This is a genomic window from Pseudomonas sp. NFACC04-2 (assembly GCF_900119265.1).
GTDB classification, from domain to species: domain Bacteria; phylum Pseudomonadota; class Gammaproteobacteria; order Pseudomonadales; family Pseudomonadaceae; genus Aquipseudomonas; species Aquipseudomonas fluorescens_AA.
The window spans coordinates 36979-57378 of sequence record NZ_FPJC01000003.1; the positions used below are offsets into that span (position 1 = coordinate 36979).

The 20400-nt window shown below is 62.9% G+C and carries 19 protein-coding genes; 11 read left to right on the plus strand and 8 right to left on the minus strand.

Annotation, left to right across the window (positions count from 1 at the left end):
- Positions 1 to 39: 39 nt before the first annotated feature.
- The 6 genes from BT125_RS04745 to BT125_RS04770 all read right to left on the minus strand — a co-directional run bounded on the left by BT125_RS04745 (position 40) and on the right by BT125_RS04770 (position 5188).
- Positions 40 to 705, minus strand: a complete 666-nt coding sequence (locus BT125_RS04745) for a response regulator transcription factor (protein ID WP_072405723.1) — start codon at positions 703 to 705, stop codon at positions 40 to 42.
- A gap of 60 nt (positions 706 to 765) precedes the next feature.
- On the minus strand, positions 766 to 1299 hold the full coding sequence (locus tag BT125_RS04750; RefSeq protein WP_072405414.1) for a PQQ-dependent catabolism-associated CXXCW motif protein: 534 nt from the start codon (positions 1297 to 1299) through the stop codon (positions 766 to 768).
- 189 nt (positions 1300 to 1488) lie between these two features.
- The gene (locus BT125_RS04755; RefSeq protein WP_072405415.1) at positions 1489 to 2280 is read right to left on the minus strand and encodes an ABC transporter permease; all 792 of its coding nucleotides are present in this window, start codon (positions 2278 to 2280) and stop codon (positions 1489 to 1491) included.
- Complete coding sequence (locus tag BT125_RS04760; RefSeq protein WP_072405416.1) at positions 2277 to 3008, minus strand: ABC transporter ATP-binding protein; 732 nt, start codon at positions 3006 to 3008, stop codon at positions 2277 to 2279. The genes BT125_RS04755 and BT125_RS04760 overlap by 4 nt, the downstream gene beginning before the upstream one ends.
- A complete protein-coding gene (locus BT125_RS04765; RefSeq protein ID WP_072405417.1) occupies positions 3005 to 3994 on the minus strand; it encodes a YVTN family beta-propeller repeat protein in 990 nt (329 codons plus the stop codon). Before BT125_RS04765 ends, BT125_RS04760 begins: the two co-directional genes overlap by 4 nt.
- A 27-nt stretch (positions 3995 to 4021) precedes the next feature.
- Positions 4022 to 5188, minus strand: coding sequence for an ABC transporter substrate-binding protein (locus BT125_RS04770; RefSeq protein ID WP_072405418.1), 1167 nt, complete (start codon positions 5186 to 5188; stop codon positions 4022 to 4024).
- 428 nt (positions 5189 to 5616) lie between these two features.
- Between BT125_RS04770 and BT125_RS04780 the strand changes: the two genes are divergently transcribed.
- Positions 5617 to 6870, plus strand: a complete 1254-nt coding sequence (locus BT125_RS04780; RefSeq protein ID WP_072405420.1) for a HAMP domain-containing sensor histidine kinase — start codon at positions 5617 to 5619, stop codon at positions 6868 to 6870.
- Entirely contained in the window at positions 6870 to 7508 is a 639-nt protein-coding gene (locus BT125_RS04785; protein ID WP_072405421.1) for a response regulator, read from the plus strand. The genes BT125_RS04780 and BT125_RS04785 overlap by 1 nt, the downstream gene beginning before the upstream one ends.
- A gap of 74 nt (positions 7509 to 7582) precedes the next feature.
- On the opposite strand, the gene BT125_RS04790 is transcribed toward BT125_RS04785, so the two are convergent.
- Both BT125_RS04790 and exaA read right to left on the minus strand, forming a co-directional pair.
- Complete coding sequence (locus BT125_RS04790; protein WP_072405422.1) at positions 7583 to 8227, minus strand: pentapeptide repeat-containing protein; 645 nt, start codon at positions 8225 to 8227, stop codon at positions 7583 to 7585.
- Between the two features lie 147 nt (positions 8228 to 8374).
- Positions 8375 to 10240, minus strand: a complete 1866-nt coding sequence (gene exaA, locus BT125_RS04795; RefSeq protein ID WP_072405423.1) for a quinoprotein ethanol dehydrogenase — start codon at positions 10238 to 10240, stop codon at positions 8375 to 8377.
- Between the two features lie 253 nt (positions 10241 to 10493).
- Here exaA and pedF point away from each other — a divergent pair, with 253 nt between their 5' ends.
- The 9 genes from pedF to BT125_RS04840 all read left to right on the plus strand — a co-directional run bounded on the left by pedF (position 10494) and on the right by BT125_RS04840 (position 20392).
- Positions 10494 to 10955, plus strand: coding sequence for a cytochrome c-550 PedF (pedF, locus tag BT125_RS04800; RefSeq protein WP_072405424.1), 462 nt, complete (start codon positions 10494 to 10496; stop codon positions 10953 to 10955).
- 5 nt (positions 10956 to 10960) lie between these two features.
- A complete protein-coding gene (locus tag BT125_RS04805; RefSeq protein WP_072405425.1) occupies positions 10961 to 11836 on the plus strand; it encodes a substrate-binding periplasmic protein in 876 nt (291 codons plus the stop codon).
- 10 nt (positions 11837 to 11846) lie between these two features.
- Positions 11847 to 12602: a quinoprotein dehydrogenase-associated SoxYZ-like carrier gene (locus BT125_RS04810; RefSeq protein ID WP_072405426.1), complete on the plus strand. Its 756-nt coding sequence runs from the start codon at positions 11847 to 11849 to the stop codon at positions 12600 to 12602.
- 16 nt (positions 12603 to 12618) lie between these two features.
- The gene (locus tag BT125_RS04815) at positions 12619 to 13557 is read left to right on the plus strand and encodes a quinoprotein relay system zinc metallohydrolase 1 (protein ID WP_072405427.1); all 939 of its coding nucleotides are present in this window, start codon (positions 12619 to 12621) and stop codon (positions 13555 to 13557) included.
- A gap of 304 nt (positions 13558 to 13861) precedes the next feature.
- The gene (locus BT125_RS04820) at positions 13862 to 15637 is read left to right on the plus strand and encodes a PQQ-dependent methanol/ethanol family dehydrogenase (protein WP_072405428.1); all 1776 of its coding nucleotides are present in this window, start codon (positions 13862 to 13864) and stop codon (positions 15635 to 15637) included.
- A gap of 267 nt (positions 15638 to 15904) precedes the next feature.
- Entirely contained in the window at positions 15905 to 17425 is a 1521-nt protein-coding gene (locus BT125_RS04825) for an acetaldehyde dehydrogenase ExaC (RefSeq protein ID WP_072405429.1), read from the plus strand.
- A gap of 251 nt (positions 17426 to 17676) precedes the next feature.
- On the plus strand, positions 17677 to 17748 hold the full coding sequence (gene pqqA / locus BT125_RS04830) for a pyrroloquinoline quinone precursor peptide PqqA (RefSeq protein WP_003243383.1): 72 nt from the start codon (positions 17677 to 17679) through the stop codon (positions 17746 to 17748).
- A gap of 132 nt (positions 17749 to 17880) precedes the next feature.
- A complete protein-coding gene (ercA, locus tag BT125_RS04835) occupies positions 17881 to 19038 on the plus strand; it encodes an alcohol dehydrogenase-like regulatory protein ErcA (protein WP_092200644.1) in 1158 nt (385 codons plus the stop codon).
- Positions 19022 to 20392 carry a hybrid sensor histidine kinase/response regulator gene (locus BT125_RS04840; RefSeq protein WP_072405431.1) on the plus strand — a complete coding sequence of 457 codons (1371 nt, stop codon included), beginning with the start codon at positions 19022 to 19024 and terminating at the stop codon, positions 20390 to 20392. Before ercA ends, BT125_RS04840 begins: the two co-directional genes overlap by 17 nt.
- The last annotated feature ends 8 nt before the right edge of the window (positions 20393 to 20400 follow it).

Below are 20400 nucleotides of genomic sequence, written 5' to 3' on the forward strand. Positions count from 1 at the left end.
CCCATGGCGCCGGGCCCAGCAGGTAGTTGTGTTGCCTGTTCACCGCCGCAGATAAGCCCCGAAATCGATATCCCCGGCACTGAGGATCGCCTGTACCCGGTTGTGCACATTGAGCTTGCGCAGGATCGCCGAGACGTGGGCCTTGACCGTGGTTTCGGCGATGTCCAAGGTGTAGGCGATCTGCTTGTTCGACTCGCCCTTGGTCATGCGTTCGAGCACCAGCAGTTGCTTGCGGGTCAAGGCCTGCAGCAGTTCCGGCGGGAACGCCGGGGTTTCGTTCAGGCGCCGGCCCACCGGGCTCTTTTGCGTGCGGATGATGTCCGGCGGCAGGTACACGTTGCCGTTGAGGATCTGTTCGATGGCGTCGGTCATCTGTGAGCGTGGCGAGGATTTGGTGATGAAACCCACCGCGCCATAGGTGATGGCCTGCAACACCACTTGCTTGTCCTGCTCGGCGGAGACGATGACCACGGGAATGGTCGGTGCCTCGTTGCGCAGGTTGATCAGGCCATTGAGCCCGTGCATGCCGGGCATGTTCAGGTCCAGCAGGATCAGGTCCAGGTCGTCGTGTTCGGCGGTCAAGGCCAGGGCACTGTCCAGGTCGGCGGTTTCCATGACCTCGCTGCCAGGAAACCCGTCGCTGATGACGTTGTGGATGGCTTCGCGAAACAGTGGGTGATCGTCGGCTATCAGGATTTTATACATGGCCATTCACCTCGTTATTGTCGTGTGGGGCAGGGCAGTTGCGCGCATTTCTTTGCAAAATCAGGGGAAGGGTTCGGGGCGGGCCGCTTGCAGGGGCAGGTTGGCCGCCTCCCAGGCATCGAGGCCATCGCGATACCAGTACACTTGCTTATAGCCCATGGCAGCGGCGCGTTTTACCGCGTTCCAGCTCAACCAGCAATCGGAGCGGCAATAAAAGACCAGTGGTCGATCCGTCTGCCCGGCGGTGGCCTTGCGCAAGTGATGGGCGAAATAGTCTTGCCAGGCCGGCGTGAGGTCACCGTCGCCGGTATTGGCCAGCCACAGGCTGCCTGGGAGGTTGGCATGGGGCTCGTTGTCGATGAACTGCCCCTGGACCCAGGGCCGGCGGTACACGTCAATCAGCAGAGGAGGCGACGCTTGCCCGAGCAGCCTTTGCAACGCCTGGGTGTCCAGGGTCTGCGCACCGTCGACAGTGGCGGGCGTCGGGCTGCGGTATTGGGCGATGCGGTAGCCCTGCGCTGAAAACAGCGGGGTCTCGGCCTGGGCGACATTCAGCGCCAGGCCCAGCAAGAGGATCGCCAGCAAACGGGGCATAGGATTTATCCTTTTTGTTATGCGCCCCATTACATGCCAGGGTCGAGATCTTGTGAATGCGACCATAGACAGGAAAACCGGTACTAAAGTAGTAATTTTAGCCATGGAGTCCTGCGCAGAACCCCTGTGGGAGTGAGCAAGCTCGCTCCCACAGGGGTTCCACCCATAGGAGATTGGAATAGGGCAGGATCAACTGGCCTTGCGCAACGCCGCATGCTGCGGATTGAACGTCCACACCGCCATCAGTGCGAACACCAGGGTCAAGCCCACGCATACCGCCATCGCCAGCAGATTGAACTGCTCATACAGCGCAAAACGCACCAATTCCACGCCATGGGTGAATGGGCTCACCGCGCAGAGCCAGTACAGCCAGGGGCTGGCTTCCTGCATTTTCCACAGTGGGTACAGCGCCGAGGACAGAAAGAACATCGGGAAGATCACGAAATTCATCACCCCGGCAAAGTTCTCCAGTTGCCGGATGGCATTGGACAGCAACAAACCCAGGGCGCTGAGCATCAGGGCCACCAGCAGCAAGGCTGGCAAGGCCAGCAGCAGGCCCATGGCCGGTGGCTGGATGCCGTAAAGCCAGGCGATGGCGAGAAAGGCATAGACCTGTAACAGCGAGATCAGCGAGGTCGCCAGCAACTTGCTCGCCAGCAGGAAAGCCCGGGGCAGGGGACTGGTGAGCAGGACGCGCATGCTGCCCATTTCCCGGTCGTAGACCATCGACAGCGAGCCTTGCATGCCGTTGAACAACAGGATCATGCAGGCCAGCCCCGGCACGATGTACACCTCGTAGGGAATGTAGGTGTCATAGGGCGCGATGATGGCGATGCCCAGTGCCGCGCGAAAGCCGGCGGCGAACACCAGCAGCCACAGCAATGGCCGGACCAGGGCGCTGAGCAGCCGGGTGCGTTGCAGCACGAAGCGCAGCCATTCGCGCACCACGATGCCGCTGAAACAGTGCCAGTAGGCGTTCATGGCCGGCCCCCCGAGGCGGTCAAATGGCTGAAGGCCGAACCGAGGGTGCCACCGTGTTCCAGGCTCACTGCGTCGGCCTGGCCGCTGGCGACCAGGCGGCCCTGGTGCACGATCAACAGGTCGTCGCTGGGTTGCACTTCGTCCAGCAGGTGAGTGGTCCAGAGCACGCTGATGCCTTGTTCGCTGCACAGTTGTCGAATGTGCAGGCCGAGGGCAAGGCGGCTGGCCGGATCGAGGCCGACGCTGGGTTCGTCCAGCAACAACAGGCGCGGTTCATGGAGCAGCGCGCGGGCGATTTCTACCCGGCGCCGATGGCCGCCATTGAGGTCGCGCACCCGCTCGTGGCGGCGCTCGGTCAGGTGCTGGCGGGTCAGTTCGGCATCGATGCGGGCGCAGCCTTGGCGCCGCGAAAAACCATGCAGCGCCAGGTGATAGCGCAAGTTCTGTTCGATGCTCAGGTCCAGGTCCAGGGTGCTTTGTTGGAACACCACGCCCAACTGGCGCAAGGCCGGTCGTGGTGACTTGTGCAGGGAGTGGCCGCCGACGCGGATATCGCCGCGTTGCAGGTCGTACAGGCGGGTGAGCAGGGCGATCAGCGTCGACTTGCCAGCGCCGTTTGGCCCCAGCAGCGCGGCGAAACGGCCGGCGGGAATGCTGAAACTCATCTGCTTGAGGGCTTCGCGTGGGCCATAGGCAAAGCTCAGGTCGCTGACTTCCAGGGCGTTCATGGCGTGACCACCACGCCCCAAGGGTAGCGCCCGACTTTCACCGACTTCAGGACTTTGCGGCTCTCTACATCGATCACCGAGACATCGCCACTGACGCCATTGGTCGCCAGCAGTTGCTTCTGGTCCGGGGTGAACGCCAGTTGCCAGACCCGTCGGCCCACTAGCAGGTAATCCAGCACTTCGAAGGTCTTGGCGTCGATCACCGCCACATGGTTGGCCGGGCCCAGGGCGACGAACGCCAGCTTGCCGTCGGCGCTGAGCTTGATGCCCACCGGCTGCACCTTGTCCGGATGCACGCCCTTGATCTGGAACGTCAGGGTCTTGAGCACCTGGCGGGTGGCGACGTCGAGCACGGTCAGGGTGCCGCCGATCTCCGCCGAGGCCCAGAGCTGCGTTCCGTCGCGATTGAACTCGACGAAACGTGGCCGTTGGTCCACCAGGGTGTTGTCGGCCAGGGTCTGGGTGCTGGTGTCGATCCAGTGCAGCATGTTCGTGGTTTCACTGGTGTTGACCGCCCACTTGCCGTCGGGGCTGACGGCCATGCCTTCGGGCTCGACACCTACGCCGATCTGGCCCAGCACTTCGGAGGTCTGGGTGTCGATCACCGTGACCAGGGCGTCGTCTTCGTTGGAGACATACAGCCAGCGGTCGTTGGGGTGCAGGGCGAACTGCTCCGGGTCCTTGCCGGAGGGCAGCTCCTTGATGATCTTGCGGGTGGCGACGTCCATCACCTGGACCCGGTCCGAGTCGCTGGCGCAGATGTAGAGCAGGCGATTGTCATGGGACAGCAACAGGCCGCGGGGGCGTTGGCCCACGGGCAAGGTCTCGATGACTTCCAGGCTCTGCATGTCGATCAGGCTCAGGCTGTTGTCTTTTTCGTTGGAGACCCAGGCGATACTGGCAGCGGCGGGACCGGCGGCCAGCAGAACAGCGCCCAGGGCAAGGACTTGGCAGAGCTGGGTCGGTTTGAACAGCGGGCGGCGCATGGCGGTTTTCCTTATTGTTGTTATCGATCAGGGGTAACGGCAGCTCACTTCGGGCCGGTCATAGCCCAGGCTGTCCATTTCATTGGAGGGGTGCAGAAAGCCGTCCTGGGGCGAGGTGCTGACCAGCGCCCGGGGCTGGACCAGGGGAATCGGTTGGCGCAGTTGGCCGTTCCACGGCCGGTAGCTGAGCTTGCGGCCCTTGAAACCGTCCAGGGGCAATTGGTCGCTGAGGGCCAGTTGGCGGATGGCGAACGGGTCGGCCTGACGCAGTTTGCTCACCGCGCTGGCGATGCTGCGCACGGCGATCCAGGCGGCGAAGTCACGGTCGTTCATCCAGCGTCCGGCCAGGGCTTCGAAGCGTTTTTGCAACTGTGCCGCGCCGTAGGTTTCCACGGTCTTGTGCCAGCCGGTGGGCGTCAGCCCTTGGGTGCCGGCCACCGGGCGTGGGTACCAGGTCTGGTAGGGCAAGTATTCGCCGAAGTCGCCGCGCTCGTCGGCCACCAGCACCACGTCGTACTCGGCGGTCTGGGTGAACAGCGGCATGTCGGCCTGGGCGCTGCGGCGCTGGTCGTTGTCGAACTGCCAGGCCTTCTCGGCGACGATCTTCATGCCGAAGCGTTTCATGGCCCGGCGCAATGCGGCGGCATAGGCCTGGTCCTCGGGCGTCTGGCCAACGATCAGCAGGGCCTGCTGCCATTTGCGCACCACGCTGAACTGCACCAGGGCATCGGCGAGCATGGCGCGGTCGGGCAGGCTGTGCAGCACGTTGCCCAGGCAATCGGTGGTGCGCAGGCTGTCGTCGGGGCTGCCGGCGTTGAACAGCAGGCTGTCGGGCAGGGCGGCGCTGAGATCGCGCAGGCTGGTGGCTGGTGCATTGACCACGAACAGCCGCAGGCCTTGGTCGTGTTGGGCGCGGGCAGCCTGGAGCAGGGCTTCGGGACTGTCGACGCTGGCGCTTTCCAGGCGATAGTCGTGCTGGAGAAAACGCCCGGTGCTGTTGCTGTCGACGATCGCCAGCTCAGCGCCGCGCAACCCGGCATCGGCCGGTTCGGCAATGACGTTGGACAGCAGCGGCCCCGGGTCGGGGTGATAACCCAGGTAGCCGATGCGCACTTGCAGCGGCGTGGCGTCGCCCGCGTGAGCGGTCGCCGCTGCCAGCAGAAAAACCAGGGCGTAACTGACGAGCCGGCGCATGACGTCCTCCATTGCGGGTAGCGCCAGCATAGGAAGGCTATGGCCCAGGGGAAATATGCAGAAAGTACCGCCGGGGCAGTACCAAGGTAGTAACTCGCCTCGGAAGCCGGGGTTTTAGGATGCAGGCAATCGTCATCGACCAGGAGTGGACAGACTGTGCGGATTTTCAAAGCCCTGCTGTTGCCGTTTCTGCTGATCCTGAGTTTGATCGGGGTTGATCGGCTGCCTGGAAAACAAGGAATGTGTAATGGACACAAAACCTGTAAACAACCGGGGCCTCCTGTGGGAGCGGGCTTGCTCGCGAAGACGGCAGTACAGTCTACAACGATGCAATCTGGTCCATTGCTTTCGCGAGCAAGCCCGCTCCCACAGGGGGTTTGTTTTCGGCGCTGGGAATGTGAGTTCATCCCGGCCATGGAACACTAGCCATGTCAGCCCTCTGGCGCATCAACCTCTGGGTGTCAGCCTTCTTCGCCCTGGTCACCCTGGCCTGTGCCGTCTTGCTGTTGCACCAGGCCATGGCCGATGTGAAGCGAGAATTGCAATCGGCCGAGTCGGTGGTGCATTACCTGCGTGAAACCGCCGAGCGCGATCCGGCCAGTCTTCAGCCGCGGTTGACCGGCAGCCTGCGTCATGTGCGGGTCCGTTGGCTGGCCCCAGGGGAACGGTTCCCTGCGGACGAAGACGGGATGAAAGCTTGGCTCGGCCGCCAGCTACTGGACGACGGCCCCGCGGCCCAGGTGGTGGAGTTGCCCGACGGTCGGCGGGCCTGGATTGCCGTCGATCCGCGGGATGAGATCGACGAGATTCTCGATTCGTTGGTGCAACTGTTGTACGTCTGCGCCTTGGCGCTGTCGCTCAGCCTGTTGGTGATTCGCTGGGCGGTACGCCGGGGCATGGGGTTGCTCGATGAATTGCTGCAGGCTCTGTGTCAGGTGTCTGCCGGAAACCTGCAGGTGCGCCTGGGCACTGAAGGTGTTCCGGAAGCGCAGCAACTGGCGGGGCATTTCAATAGCATGACCGCCGCCCTGGCCGAGGCCCAGGCCGATAACGCCCGACTCACCCAGGCCTTGCTGGCCGTGCAGGAGCAGGAGCGCACCCGGCTGGCCCAGACCCTGCACGACGACCTGGGCCAATACGTGGCTGGCATTCGTGCCCGCGCCTGCCTGTTGCGCCTGGTGATGGATCAACCGCGGGCGCTGGAGCAGACCGTCAGCCAGCTCGAAGACCATTGCGAGCATTTGCAACAGGGTTTCCGGGCGCTGGTGCATGACTTGTACCCGGTGGTGTTGCAGCACCTGCCGTTATGCGAGGCCATCGGGCTATTGGCCGGGCAATGGCAGGCCAGCCAGGGCATCGCCTGTCAGCTGCGGATCGACGAAGCATTGCCGCCCATGTCCGGATCGGACAAGACTCACCTGTATCGCTTGCTACAGGAAGCACTCACCAACGTTGCCCGGCATGCCGGTGCCACGCAGGTACGGATTCGCTTGCAACATCGCGCCGGGCGCCTGCGCTTGCTGGTGCGCGACAACGGCCGCGGTGCGACGCAACCACCGCACGCCGGTGTGGGCTTGCACTCGATGTCCGAACGGGCGCGCAGTCTGGGCGGGGAGTTGCGCATCATCAGCCAGCCTGGCGCCGGTTGGGCGCTGGCCTTGAATATTGCTCTGGAGGCGTGATGAACATTTTGTTGGTGGATGACCATGCGGTGGTTCGGCAGGGCTACGCCAGCCTGTTGCGGGTGCTGATGCCGGACCTGCAGGTCCGCGAAGCGGCCACCGGTGAAGAGGCGCTGAGCCAGGTGCAGGAGCAGGTGCCTCACCTGGTAATCATGGACTTCGGCCTGCCTGGTATCAGTGGTCTGGAAACCACCCGCCGGTTGCGCCAGCGCCTGCCGCAATTGCGGGTGTTGTTCTTCAGCATGCACGACGAGCTGCCGCTGGTGCGCCAGGCATTGGACGCCGGCGCCGCAGGCTACCTGACCAAGAACTCGGCGCCCCAGGTGCTGGTGGAAGCGGTACGCCGAGTGCTGGCCGGCCATGCCTACATCGAACAGTCCCTGGCCACGCAACTGGCCTGCGCCAGCTCCCGGCAGGATGTCGACCCGCGCCTGCAATGCATGACCCAGCGGGAGTTGGAGATCTTCGTCATGCTCGCCAAGGGCACTCCCGCCCGCACCATCGCCGAACAGCTGTGCATCAGCGCCAAGACCGTGTCCAACCACCTGACGTTGCTCAAGAGCAAGTTGCAGGTCAGCTCCCATGCCGAGCTGGTGCACTTGGGGATTGATATGGGGGTGGTGCGGGTAGCGGGGTGAATCCCAGGTTCCACTGCGATGGTCAACGGTGGTGAGGGGATTTATCCCCTCGCCACAGGGTTCTGTGGCAATCCTTACTGATCCCAAGAAGTCGGGCAGCCGGTGCAGCCTTCCATGTTCGCATCCTGGAAATTTCCATAGTGCTGGCGAGAATCGCTCAGGTTGGCCTGTTCCAGGTTGCTTTCGCCGAGCTTGGCCTCCTGCAGGTTGGCGTCGCGCAGGTCGGCGCCCTTGAGGTCGGCCTTGCTCAGCCAGGCCATCTCCAGGTCAGCGGCCTGCAGGTTAGCACCCTGCAGCCGCGCGCCGGACAAGCGAGCGAACTGAAGGTAGGCGGCGCTCAGGTCGGCACGCTGGAATTGCGCCCCCTGGGCGAACAGCCCCCAGCCCTGGATCGCCTTGAGCGTGGCGCCGCTGAAGTCCGCCAGGCGCAGGTTGCTTTGTTGCAGGCTGGCGCGGGTCAGGTTGGCGCCCTGCAGCTGAGCTTTCTCTAGGTTGGCCAGGTCCAGCCGCGCGTGCCGCAGATCGGCATCACGCAGGTCGGCACCGCTGAGGTTCATTTTGCGCAGGTCCTGGTTCGCCAGTTTTGCGCCACGCAGGTTGGCGCCGGGGCATTGACTGGCTTCGGCGATGACGCAGCCGTTGAGGGTGAGCGGGGTGTCGAGGTCGTCGGCGTTGGCAAAGGCGCCAACGAACAGGAGCAGCAATGACAAGCATCTCATGACATGAACTCAGGCAATTGTGGGTGCGAGCTTGCTCGCGATGGCGGTGGTTCAGCCGGCATTGATGTTGACTGACGCGGCGCCATCGCGAGCAAGCTCGCTCCCACAGGGGATTGTTGTATCGATCAGGATTCAGGTGGGATCGGGCTATTTCTGCGCGGTTGCCTTGTCCCAACTCGGAATCTTGAACACCCAGAACGAGCCACCCTGGGCTACGGGCTTGGTCAGTTCGGCCATGTCGCCACCCCACAACGGTACGGCGCCGCCGTAGCCGACGGTCACGCCGATGTACTGCTCGCCGTCCTGTTCCCAGGTGATGGGCGGGGAGACGATGCCGCTGCCGGTCTGGAACTTCCACAGCTCCTTACCGGTTTTCGCATCAAAGGCCTTGAAGAATCCGTCGCCAGTGCCGGTGAACACCAGGTTGCCCTTGGTCGCCAGCACGCCGGCCCATAGCGGCAGCGCTTCCTTGTGCTCCCACACCACCTTGCCGGTGGTGGGGTTCATCGCCCGCAGGCTGCCGACGTGATCGTCATACATGCGCTTGATACGAAAGCCCATGCCGAGGTAGGCCGAGCCTTTCTTGTAGTTCACCTCTTCGGTCCAGTATTCCTCTTTCCACTGGTTGCCGGGGACGTAAAACAGGCCGGTGTCCTGGCTGTAGGCCATGGGGTTCCAGTTCTTGCCGCCGAGGAACGGAGGCGAGACTTCCACCGGCTTGCCCTTGGTTTCGCCGGGCAGTGGCTTGGCTGGGCGCTGGCCGGGATTCTCCACCGGGCGGCCGGTCTTCAGGTCGATGTGGCTGGCCCAGGTGATGTTATCGACGAAGGGGAAGGCGTTCTGCAGCTTGCCGTTGTTGCGGTCCACTACGTAGAAGAAACCGTTGCGGTCGGCGTGGGCGGTGGCCTTGACCACCTTGCCGTCCTTGTCCTTGTAGTCGAACAGCACCAGCTCGTTGTTGCCGGAGAAGTCCCAGGCGTCGTTGGGCGTGTGTTGGTAGAACCACTTCACCTCGCCCGTGCTTGGGTCGACACCGACCTGGCCCGAGGTGTAGAGGCTGTCGTAGTCGTGGGGATTGCCGTCCTTGGCCGTGCGCGCCCAGGTGTTCCAAGGGCCGGGGTTGCCCGCGCCGACGATGATGGTGTTGGTCTCGGCGTCGAAACTGGCGCTCTGCCAAGGTGCGCCGCCGCCATGACTCCAGGCTTCGACCTTGCCGGTTTCAGTGGTCTTGTCGTCGGGCCAGGAGGGCGCCTTGACGTCGCCGGTCGGGGTACTGTCCTTGCCGTTGAGGCGGCCCATGTGGCCTTCGACGAACGGGCGCATCCAGACTTCTTCGCCGGTGTCCGGGTCGCGGGCGAACAACTGCCCGACCACACCGAATTCGTCGCCGGAACTGCCGTGGATCAGCAGCACCTTGCCACTGGTCTTGTCTTTGATCAGCACCGGGGCGCCGGTCATGGTGTAGCCGCCGGCGTGGTCGCCGAACTTCTTGTTCCACATCACCTTGCCGGTGTTTTTATCCAGGGCGACCACGCGTGCGTCCAGGGTGCCGAAGTAGATCTTGTCGCCATAGATCGCTGCGCCGCGGTTGACCACATCGCAGCATGGGCGAATGTTGTCCGGCAGCCGGTGGTTGTAAGTCCACAGGCGCTTGCCGGTCCTGGCGTCGAGGGCGAATACCCGCGAATAGGAACCGGTGACGTAGACCACGCCGTCGCTGACGATGGCCTGGGACTCCTGGCCGCGCTGCTTCTCGTCACCGAACGAGTAGGACCAGGCCGGGGTGAGCTTGAAGACGTTCTTGTCGTTGACTTGGGCCAGCGGGCTCCAGCGTTGGGCGTTGGTGCCCATGCCGTATTGCAGCACGTCCTGGGTGGTCAGGTGGTCGTTGGCAATGTCTTCCCAACTGACCCCTGGCGTCGCGGCATTGGCCAAGGGGCTCAGCGACAGACTGCCGGCCAGCAGCAAGGCAACAGTCAGGGCGGAGAGGGCGGGTAGCGTTTTTATTCTCATGGTGGCAGTTCCCAGTGAAGGTTTTGGCCTGACTAGGTTGGGTCGCGCCGGTGCCTGGCCGATACGGAAAAAGTCCCGCCCTTGCCGGGAAGACTTCCCGAACCGCCTGTCTTTGCGACTTGCGTCGGATGGCCTGCTACCAAGGAACTACACCCCGGCCACCAAAGCAGCATTCGGCTGGCGCCCCAGGGTTCCTAAGATGACGGCACGGCCTCTGCCAAGAGGTCTTGCGTGCAATCCAGAGGGCATAACAATGACAACAAAACGCAACGCCATCATCGTTACCGCATTACTGATGGGGCTGACCGGCGCAGGCTCCGCGTGGGCCCATGGCAACGTAGTGCCCCAGGCAGTGGAAACCAAGGGGCTGACCCCGATCAAGGACAGCAACTTGCCATTGGACGCTGATGGGTGGGCTGCCCAGAACCCGTATCGCAATTCTCCCGAGCGTGAAAAAGCCGTGGAAATCGGCGCCTCGGCCTACAACCAGAACTGCGCGGCCTGCCATGGCCTGGAAGCCAAGTCCGGCGGGATCGCCCCCGACCTGCGCATGTTGGACGCCGCCGAAGCCGGAGACGAATGGTTTGTCGAGCGCGTGCGCCACGGCGCGGTGCGCGACGGTCGGGTCTACATGCCGAAAATGGCCGATTACCTGAGCCAGGAAGCCTTGTGGGCGGTGCGCACCTATCTTGACAGCGTGCACGTCGAGGAGTGATCGCCATGCGCTGGTTCACCTGGGTAATCTGCTGCGTGTTGCTAGGTGCCCAGGCGGTTCAGGCCCAGGTGCGCAGCTACGACCAGATGATTGCCGCCGGGGAACTGAAGGTGGCGGTCTACAAGGACTTCGCCCCTTACAGCTTCGAAGACCAGGGCCAGCCCAGGGGCGTCGACGTCGAACTGGCCCAGGCCTTGGCGAAGGCCCTGGGTGTGCGTCTGACGCTGATGTGGGCACCGCCCGGCGAGAAGCTCGATGACGATCTGCGGGATTACATCTGGCGCAGCAGCCCGCTGCATGATCGACAACTGGCCGACTTGATGATGCGTGTGCCGTACGATCACGACTACGTGCAAAAGCGCAACGACATCGGTGAGCTGGAAAACGCCCAGGTGGTGATGTTCGGGCCTTATCAGCAGGAGTGCTGGCAGGTGGCGTATGACCGCCGCCGGCTGGATTCGGTGGGCAGCGTCGCGGTGTTCCAGCAACACCCCATCGGGGTGGAAGTCGACAGCGTGCCGTCGTTCTACCTGACCTCGGTGTTCAACGGCATGCTCAGTGCCAAGACCCGCCATTACCCCAGCGTCGCCAAAGCCTTCGGGGCCATGCAAGCCGGGGAGGTCGACGCCGTCATGGCCATGCGCGGGGAAATCGACTGGCAAGTGCATGAGGCGGCTGATCCGCAATTGGCACTGGCGGAGAATGCCTATCCGAACATGGGCAAGCAACGCTGGGAAATCGGCATGGCGGTGCATGAAAGCAACCGTCAATTGGCCTATGCGGTGGAAGAGGCACTGGAAGGTTTGATCCGCGACGGCAGCGTCAAGGCTGTCTACGCCCATTACGGCCTGCGTTACGAAGTGCCCGAGATGTACCAATAGGAGCGCAGGGATGAACTGGCGAGCGTATGGCCTGCTGTTGTGGTGCCTGCCGTGGCTGGCGATGGCGGTCGAGTCAGGAAAGGATCCGGTGCCGTCGGTGATGTGGGCCTTTTATCACAAGCAGTTGTTGGGGGACGCGCCGTTCGTGTTCGACGAGCGGGTACGGCTGCTGGCGCCTCCCTTTGCCGAAGACGCGCGCCAGGTACCACTGGAAATCGATGCCCGGGCCTTTGCCGGCGACGTCGTGCGGGTGCTGGCCTGGGCCGAGCTGAATCCGTTGCCGAAAATCGTCGACTTCCAACCGGGGGAGCGGGTGCTGCCCTGGTTGTCGATCCGTATTCGCATCGAACAAGCCACGCCGTTGCGGGCCGCCGTACAGACCCGCGATGGCCGCTGGCACGTCGGTTCGACCCTGATCGACGCGGCGGGTGGTGGCTGTACCGCGCCCAGCGTGGTGCGCACCCAGCCGGGTTGGGAGGAGCATCTGGGCGAGGTGCTGGGTGGTCGTTACCCGCGAGGGGATTCGAGTCGCTTGCGCCTGCAAATTGCCCACCCCATGGACAACGGCCTGGTGAGCGGCATCCCGGAATTCTTCATCAACCAGGCGCAACTGTTGGACGCCGACGGCAAGCTGCTAGCGCGCCTGGAGCTGTTCCCGGCGGTCAGCGAAAACCCCAACCTGGGCTTCGATATCCAAGGCTCGGGACAGACCCGCCTAGTGCTGCGCGACAACAGCGGCAACGCGTTCGAGGCGGCCATTCCCTGACCAGAAGGAACGCGCCATGCGCTGGCTGTTACTGATCTGTCTTGGCCTGTGCCTGCCGGCATGGTCCGCCACCGATTATTCACTCAAGCCCCGGCAGATTGCCGAAGGCACCTGGCTGCTGGAAGGCAGCACCGAGAACTTTGCCAAGGCCAACGGCGGCAACATCGTCAACACCGGCTTCATCGTCACCGATGCCGGGGTGGTGGTGATCGACACCGGGCCGTCGAAGCGCTACGGCGAGGCGCTGCGCCAAGCCATTGCGGCGACCACCGATAAGCCGGTCGTCCAGGTCATGCTGACTCATCATCACCCCGACCATGTGTTGGGCAACCAGGCGTTCAGTGAAGTGCCCATCGGTGCCTTGGCGGGGACCACGGAGTTGCTGCGGCAGCAGGGCGATGCCATGGCGGAAAACATGTACCGCCTGGTGGGCGACTGGATGCGCGGCACCGAGGTGGTGCTGCCCACCCAAGTGTTGACGCCCGGTGTGCTCAAGGTGGGCAATCACACCTTGCGACTGTTGCAACTGGCCGGGCATACCGGGGCCGACCTGGCAATCCTCGACGAAACCACCGGCGTGTTGTTCGCCGGCGACCTGGTGTTCTACGAACGGGCCCTGACCACCCCTAACAGCCCGGGGCTGGAGGTCTGGCTCAAAGACCTGGACATCCTGCAGACCTTGCCCTGGAAGCAGATCGTGCCCGGTCATGGCCCCGTGGCGGCTGACGCCCGACCCTTTGCGCAGATGCGCGATTACCTGGGCTGGCTCGACCAACTGATGCGCGACGGCGCGGCCCGGGGCGACGACATGGCCGAGATGATCCGCAGCCCCATCCCCGAGCGCTTCGCCGGGATCAGCCTGAGTCGGTATGAGTTGATTCGTAGTGTCAGTCATCTCTATCCGCGCTATGAGCGGGCTGTCATGAAGCGGATGGATGCCCATGACCCAGGCTGAAGACACACCCCTGTGGCGAGGGGATTTATCCCCGCTGGGCTGCGCAGCAGTCCCATGAGCCAGTCCAGTCACCCTGATCGTCAGCAGAAGATAAAGGACCGCTTCGCGCCCCAACGGGGATAAATCCCCTCGCCACAAATGGGCCCGTCGCAGGAATTGTGGACACAGGCAACGGCCCCACATGTACCAAGGAACTAGAAAACTCAACACAGCGGGCAATTGTTGGCAGCGGCCCTGAGCCCAAGAATCAGTGGCAGACCGGGAAAATTTCCCGGGTATAACAATAACCGCAGAGGTAGCCGTCATGAGTCATCCCGCACGTCGCCAACCCTTCGCCGTGAGCCTGCTGCTCAGTGCCATGCTGCTGTCCGGTTCGGCCCTTGCAGCCGTGACCGATCAGGAAATTCTCCAGGATCCAAAGAACCCCGAGCAGATTGTGACCAATGGCCTGGGCGTCCAGGGCCAGCGCTACAGCCCCCTCGACACGCTCAACGTCAGCAACGTCAAGGATCTGCGTCCGGTCTGGGCGTTTTCCTTCGGCGGTGAAAAGCAGCGCGGCCAGCAGGCTCAGCCGATGATCAAGGACGGGGTGATGTACCTCACCGGTTCCTATTCGCGGGTGTTTGCCGTGGATGCGCGCACCGGTAAGAAACTGTGGCAGTACGACGCTCGCTTGCCCGATGACATCCGTCCTTGCTGCGACGTGATCAACCGCGGCGTGGCCTTGTATGGGGACCTGGTGTTCTTCGGCACCCTCGACGCCAAGCTGGTGGCATTGAACAAGGACACCGGCAAGGTGGTCTGGAGCAAGAAGGTCGCCGACCACAAGGAAGGTTATTCCATCAGTGCCGCTCCGCTGATCGTCAACGGCAAGCTGATCACTGGCGTGGCCGGTGGCGAGTTCGGCGTGGTGGGCCAGATCAGCGCCTACGACCCGAAGAATGGCGAACTGCTGTGGACCCGTCCGACCGTGGAAGGTCACATGGGCTACGTCTACAAGGATGGCAAGGCGGTCGAGAACGGTATCTCCGGCGGCGAGGCGGGCAAGACCTGGCCGGGCGATCTCTGGAAAACCGGCGGTGCCGCACCCTGGCTGGGCGGTTACTACGACCCGGAAACCAACCTGTTGCTGTTCGGCACCGGTAACCCGGCGCCCTGGAACTCCCACCTGCGTCCTGGCGACAACCTCTATTCCTCCTCGCGTCTGGCCCTGAACCCGGACGACGGCACCATCAAATGGCACTTCCAGAGCACGCCGCACGACGGCTGGGACTATGACGGCGTCAACGAACTGATCTCGTTCAACTACAAGGAAGGCGGCAAGGACATCAAGGCGGCGGCCACCGCCGACCGTAACGGCTTCTTCTACGTGCTCGACCGCACCAACGGCAAATTCATCCGCGGCTTCCCGTTTGTCGACAAGATCACCTGGGCCACCGGCCTGGACAAGGACGGACGGCCGATCTACAACGAGGCCAGCCGTCCGGGTGCGCCGGGCAGCGAAGCCAAGGGCAGTTCGGTGTTCGTGGCGCCGGCCTTCCTTGGCGCGAAAAACTGGATGCCCATGGCCTACAACCAGGACACTGGCCTGTTCTACGTGCCGTCCAACGAGTGGGGCATGGACATCTGGAACGAAGGCATCGCCTACAAGAAAGGCGCGGCGTTCCTCGGCGCTGGCTTCACCATCAAGCCGCTGAACGAAGATTACATCGGCGTGCTGCGGGCCATCGATCCAAAGACCGGCAAGGAAGTCTGGCGCCACAAGAACTTCGCGCCGCTGTGGGGCGGAGTACTGACCACCAAGGGCAACCTGGTGTTCACCGGCACGCCTGAAGGTTTCCTGCAGGCCTTCAACGCCAAGACCGGGGAAAAGGTCTGGGAATTCCAGACCGGCTCCGGCGTGCTCGGTTCGCCCATCACCTGGGAAATGGACGGCGAGCAATATGTCTCCGTGGTTTCCGGCTGGGGCGGCGCGGTGCCGCTGTGGGGCGGCGAAGTGGCCAAGCGTGTGAAGGACTTCAACCAGGGCGGCATGCTCTGGACCTTCAAGTTGCCCAAAGAGCTTGTCGCCAAGCGCTGAGCCAACCTTGGCAAATAGCGAACCTGTGGGAGCCAGCTGGCACGCGATAGCGGTCGATCAGCCACCCTCCATGCTGGAGGTGCCGACCTCATCGCGAGCCAGCTCGCTCCCACAAAAAAGCCCGGTTCATCTTCGGATCGCAGCAAAACCTACGACCAAATAACGAGAGTCCCCCCTGCCAACGACGCATTCGTCCGGCCGGCGGGGCTCTCTACCATCGGCCTATCGCCTGTCCCGTGACAGGCATCGACCAGGCAGAGGCCCATCATGATCTATGCACAACCCGGAACCCCAGGCGCCGTCGTTTCCTTCAAGCCGCGCTATGGCAATTTCATTGGCGGCGAATTCGTCGCACCGGTCAACGGCGAGTACTTCACCAACACGTCCCCGGTCAATGGCGAAGTCATTGCCGAATTCCCGCGCTCCAACGCCGCGGATATCGACAAGGCCCTGGATGCCGCCCATGCTGCCGCCGACGCCTGGGGCAAGACCTCGGTGCAGGACCGTTCCCTGGTGCTGCTGAAAATCGCCGACCGCATCGAGCAGCACTTGGAAGCCCTCGCCGTTGCAGAAACCTGGGACAACGGCAAGGCTGTACGCGAAACCCTCAATGCCGACGTGCCGCTGTCGGCTGACCATTTCCGTTACTTCGCTGGTTGCATCCGTGCCCAAGAAGGTGGGGCTGCGGAGATCAACGAACTGACCACGGCCTATCATTTCCACGAGCCGCTGGGTGTGGTCGGGCAGATCATCCCGTGGAACTTCCCGCTGCTGATGGCTGCCTGGAAACTCGCCCCGGCCCTGGCCGCCGGTAACTGCGTCGTGCTCAAGCCGGCGGAGCAGACACCGCTGTCGATCACTGTGTTCATCGAACTGATCGCCGACCTGCTGCCACCTGGCGTGCTGAATATCGTCCATGGTTTTGGCCGCGAAGCCGGTGAAGCCCTGGCCACCAGCAAGCGCATCGCCAAGATCGCCTTCACCGGTTCCACCCCGATCGGCTCGCACATCATGAAATGCGCCGCCGAGAACATCATCCCGTCCACCGTGGAGCTGGGCGGCAAGTCGCCGAACATCTTCTTCGAAGACATCATGCAGGCTGAGCCAGCGTTTATCGAAAAAGCCGCTGAAGGCCTGGTGCTGGCGTTCTTCAACCAAGGCGAAGTCTGCACCTGCCCATCCCGGGCGCTGGTACAGGAGTCGATCTACGTACCGTTCATGGCCGAAGTCATGAAGAAAATCGCCAAGATCAAGCGCGGTAATCCGTTGGACACCGACACCATGGTCGGCGCCCAAGCCTCCCAGCAGCAGTACGACAAGATTCTTTCGTACCTGGAAATTGCTCGGGAAGAGGGTGCCGAATTGCTCACCGGCGGTGCGGCCGAGCACCTGGAAGGGGACTTGTCGAGCGGTTACTACATCCAGCCGACCCTGCTCAAGGGCCACAACAAAATGCGCGTGTTCCAGGAAGAAATCTTCGGCCCGGTGGTGGGCGTCACCACCTTCAAGGACGAAGCCGAAGCCCTGGCCATCGCCAACGACACCGAATTTGGCTTGGGCGCCGGCCTGTGGACCCGCGACATCAACCGCGCCTACCGCATGGGCCGGGCGATCAAGGCCGGTCGTGTGTGGACCAACTGCTACCACTTGTACCCGGCCCACGCCGCGTTCGGTGGCTACAAGAAGTCCGGCGTGGGGCGTGAAACCCACAAGATGATGCTCGACCACTATCAGCAGACCAAGAACCTGCTGGTGAGCTACGACATCAATCCGTTGGGGTTCTTCTAACCCGATAACACAGCACTACATCCTGTGGGAGCGAGCTTGCTCGCGATAGCGGCCGATCAGTCAACATCAGTGTTGAATGCCCCGACCTCATCGCGAGCAAGCTCGCTCCCACAAGGGGTATGTAGTGGCATGTCATCCACTCCCATACCAACGCACCCCATCCACCGCTTCGAAAGTAGCATTCGAACCCCAGGCGTGGCGTGCATTAATGACCTTGCCGGAATGGCCCGGTACAAGAAGAGGAAAGACCCATGTGGACTAAACCCGCGTACACCGACCTGCGTATCGGCTTTGAAGTGACGATGTACTTCGCCAACCGATGAGTGCCGGCCCGGCCTGGGACATTCAGGCCGGGCTACCCATTGGTCTGATTGCATTCACAGCGGGATGCTTTAGGCTCAAGGTATCCCCTGACAATAACAACAGGCTTACCGATGAGCCACGTAACTGAAAAGATGAGCCTCAGCCCGCTGCGCAAGTTCGTTTCTCCTGAAATCATGTTCGGTGCCGGTTGTCGGCACAATGTCGGCAACTACGCCAAGACCTTCGGGGCACGCAAAGTGCTGATCGTCACCGATCCCGGAGTCATCGCTGCCGGTTGGGTGGCCGACGTCGAAGCCAGTCTCCAGGCCCAAGGTATCGATTACTGCATCTACAGCGCGGTCTCGCCCAATCCGCGGGTCGAGGAAGTGATGCTCGGGGCCGACCTTTACCGGGAAAACCATTGCGATGTCATCGTCGCGGTGGGCGGTGGTAGCCCGATGGATTGCGGCAAAGGCATCGGCATTGTCGTTGCCCACGGTCGCAATATCCTCGAGTTCGAAGGCGTCGACACCCTGAACGTGCCCAGCCCGCCGCTGATCCTGATACCCACCACGGCGGGGACGTCGGCTGACGTGTCGCAATTCGTGATCATCTCCAACCAGCAAGAACGCATGAAATTCTCCATCGTCAGCAAGGCGGCGGTACCGGACGTGTCGCTGATCGACCCGGAAACCACCCTGAGCATGGACCCGTTCCTGTCCGCCTGTACCGGCATCGATGCGCTGGTGCATGCCATCGAGGCGTTCGTGTCCACCGGTCACGGCCCATTGACCGACCCCCATGCCCTGGAAGCCATGCGCCTGATCAATGGCAACCTGGTGCAGATGATCGCCAATCCGGCGGACATCGCCCTGCGGGAAAAAATCATGCTGGGCAGCATGCAGGCCGGGCTCGCGTTCTCCAACGCGATCCTCGGGGCCGTGCACGCGATGTCCCACAGCCTGGGCGGGTTCCTCGATTTGCCCCATGGCCTGTGCAACGCGGTATTGGTGGAGCACGTGGTAGCGTTCAACTACAACTCGGCACCGGAGCGTTTCAAGGTGATTGCCGAGACCCTGGGCATCGATTGCCGGGGGCTCAATCACCGGCAGATCCGCACCCGGCTGGTGGAGCACCTTATTGCCCTCAAGCACACCATCGGCTTCCACGAGACCCTGGGCCTGCACGGCGTGAGCACCTCGGACATCCCGTTCCTGTCGCAACATGCGATGCACGACCCATGCATCCTCACCAATCCTCGGGAGTCGAGCCAGCGGGATGTCGAGGTCGTCTATGGCGAAGCACTCTGACGAGCTGCAAAAAGCCTTGGAGGGACTGCTGGGGCTGGGCAATCACTCGACGCGCAAGAGTCATTATCCGGAACTGACGGCGCGCCTCGACGAGCTGGAACAGGCCCGGCAACACCTGCAACAGCTCAACGACCAACTGGAGCAGCGGGTGGCCGAGCGCACCGATGCGCTGTTGGAGGCCAACCACAACCTGCAGCAGCAGATTGCCCAGCGCGAACGGGTAGAGCAGCAATTGCGCGATGCCCGGGATGTCGCCCAAGCCGCCAACCGCAGCAAGGACAAATACCTGGCCGCCGCCAGCCATGACCTGTTGCAGCCACTCAACGCGGCTCGCTTGCTGATCTCTACGTTGCGTGAACGCGAACTGCCTGCCGCCGAGCATGTGCTGGTCGAACGCACCCACCAGGCGCTTGAAGGCGCCGAAGACCTGCTCACCGACCTGCTGGACATTTCCCGGCTGGATCAGGCCGCCGTCAAACCCGACCTGGCGCCATATCGGCTGGATGAGTTGCTGGGACCGCTGGTGTCGGAGTTTCAATCGGTGGCCGGTGCCGCCGGGTTGGAGCTGCGAGTACGGTTTGGGGACGAAGCGGTGCTGACCGACCTGCGATTGATCAGTCGTATCCTGCGCAACCTGCTGAGCAACGCCTTCCGCTACACCGACCGGGGCGGCATTCTCCTGGCGGCCCGGCGCCGGGGAGGGCACTTGAGCCTGGAAGTCTGGGACACGGGGCGGGGGATCGCCGCCGATTGCCTGGAATCGATTTTCCTCGAATTCAACCAACTGGACGTCGGCCGGGCGGCGGATCGCAAAGGCGTGGGCCTGGGATTGGCGATCGTCGAACGCATCGCCCATATTCTCGGCTACCGGGTGCAGGTGCGTTCGCGGCCGGGACGGGGCTCGGTATTCAGTATCGAGGTGCCGCTGTCCAGTGAAAAACCACTGCCCGTGTCGCAGGCCCCGGTACAGGCGGTCGCCGGGAACCCGCTGCCTGGGCGGCGCTTGTTGGTGATCGACAATGAGCTGAGCATCCTGCAAAGCATGGCCGCGCTGTTGGGGCAATGGGGCTGCGACGTGTTGACCGCCACCGACGAGGCGGGCGCCCTTGATGTGCTGCAAGGCCGGGCGCCGGAGCTGATCCTGGCGGATTTCCACCTGGATCATGGGGTCGTGGGTTGCGAAGTGGTCAAGCACCTGCGCGAGCATTTCCACCAGACGATTCCGGCGGTGATCATCACCGCCGACCGCAGCGACCAGTGCCGCCGCGCCTTGCGCAAGCTGGATGCACCGCTACTCAACAAACCGGTCAAGCCTGGCAAGTTGCGGGCGGTGTTGAGTCAGATGCTCGGATAGGTTTGTGT

Bases quoted from the DNA above. Each gene is read 5' to 3' on its own strand.
- BT125_RS04780 (WP_072405420.1), top strand. From the start codon at position 5,617: ATGTCAGCCCTCTGGCGCATCAACCTCTGGGTGTCAGCCTTCTTCGCC.
- BT125_RS04805 (WP_072405425.1), top strand. From the start codon at position 10,961: ATGCGCTGGTTCACCTGGGTAATCTGCTGCGTGTTGCTAGGTGCCCAG.
- BT125_RS04745 (WP_072405723.1), bottom strand. From the start codon at position 705: ATGTATAAAATCCTGATAGCCGACGATCACCCACTGTTTCGCGAAGCC.
- BT125_RS04785 (WP_072405421.1), top strand. From the start codon at position 6,870: ATGAACATTTTGTTGGTGGATGACCATGCGGTGGTTCGGCAGGGCTAC.
- ercA (WP_092200644.1), top strand. From the start codon at position 17,881: ATGAGCCTCAGCCCGCTGCGCAAGTTCGTTTCTCCTGAAATCATGTTC.
- BT125_RS04810 (WP_072405426.1), top strand. From the start codon at position 11,847: ATGAACTGGCGAGCGTATGGCCTGCTGTTGTGGTGCCTGCCGTGGCTG.
- BT125_RS04760 (WP_072405416.1), bottom strand. From the start codon at position 3,008: ATGAACGCCCTGGAAGTCAGCGACCTGAGCTTTGCCTATGGCCCACGC.
- BT125_RS04825 (WP_072405429.1), top strand. From the start codon at position 15,905: ATGATCTATGCACAACCCGGAACCCCAGGCGCCGTCGTTTCCTTCAAG.
- pedF (WP_072405424.1), top strand. From the start codon at position 10,494: ATGACAACAAAACGCAACGCCATCATCGTTACCGCATTACTGATGGGG.
- BT125_RS04765 (WP_072405417.1), bottom strand. From the start codon at position 3,994: ATGCGCCGCCCGCTGTTCAAACCGACCCAGCTCTGCCAAGTCCTTGCC.
- BT125_RS04820 (WP_072405428.1), top strand. From the start codon at position 13,862: ATGAGTCATCCCGCACGTCGCCAACCCTTCGCCGTGAGCCTGCTGCTC.
- BT125_RS04750 (WP_072405414.1), bottom strand. From the start codon at position 1,299: ATGCCCCGTTTGCTGGCGATCCTCTTGCTGGGCCTGGCGCTGAATGTC.
- exaA (WP_072405423.1), bottom strand. From the start codon at position 10,240: ATGAGAATAAAAACGCTACCCGCCCTCTCCGCCCTGACTGTTGCCTTG.
- BT125_RS04840 (WP_072405431.1), top strand. From the start codon at position 19,022: ATGGCGAAGCACTCTGACGAGCTGCAAAAAGCCTTGGAGGGACTGCTG.
- BT125_RS04770 (WP_072405418.1), bottom strand. From the start codon at position 5,188: ATGCGCCGGCTCGTCAGTTACGCCCTGGTTTTTCTGCTGGCAGCGGCG.
- BT125_RS04815 (WP_072405427.1), top strand. From the start codon at position 12,619: ATGCGCTGGCTGTTACTGATCTGTCTTGGCCTGTGCCTGCCGGCATGG.
- BT125_RS04790 (WP_072405422.1), bottom strand. From the start codon at position 8,227: ATGAGATGCTTGTCATTGCTGCTCCTGTTCGTTGGCGCCTTTGCCAAC.
- BT125_RS04755 (WP_072405415.1), bottom strand. From the start codon at position 2,280: ATGAACGCCTACTGGCACTGTTTCAGCGGCATCGTGGTGCGCGAATGG.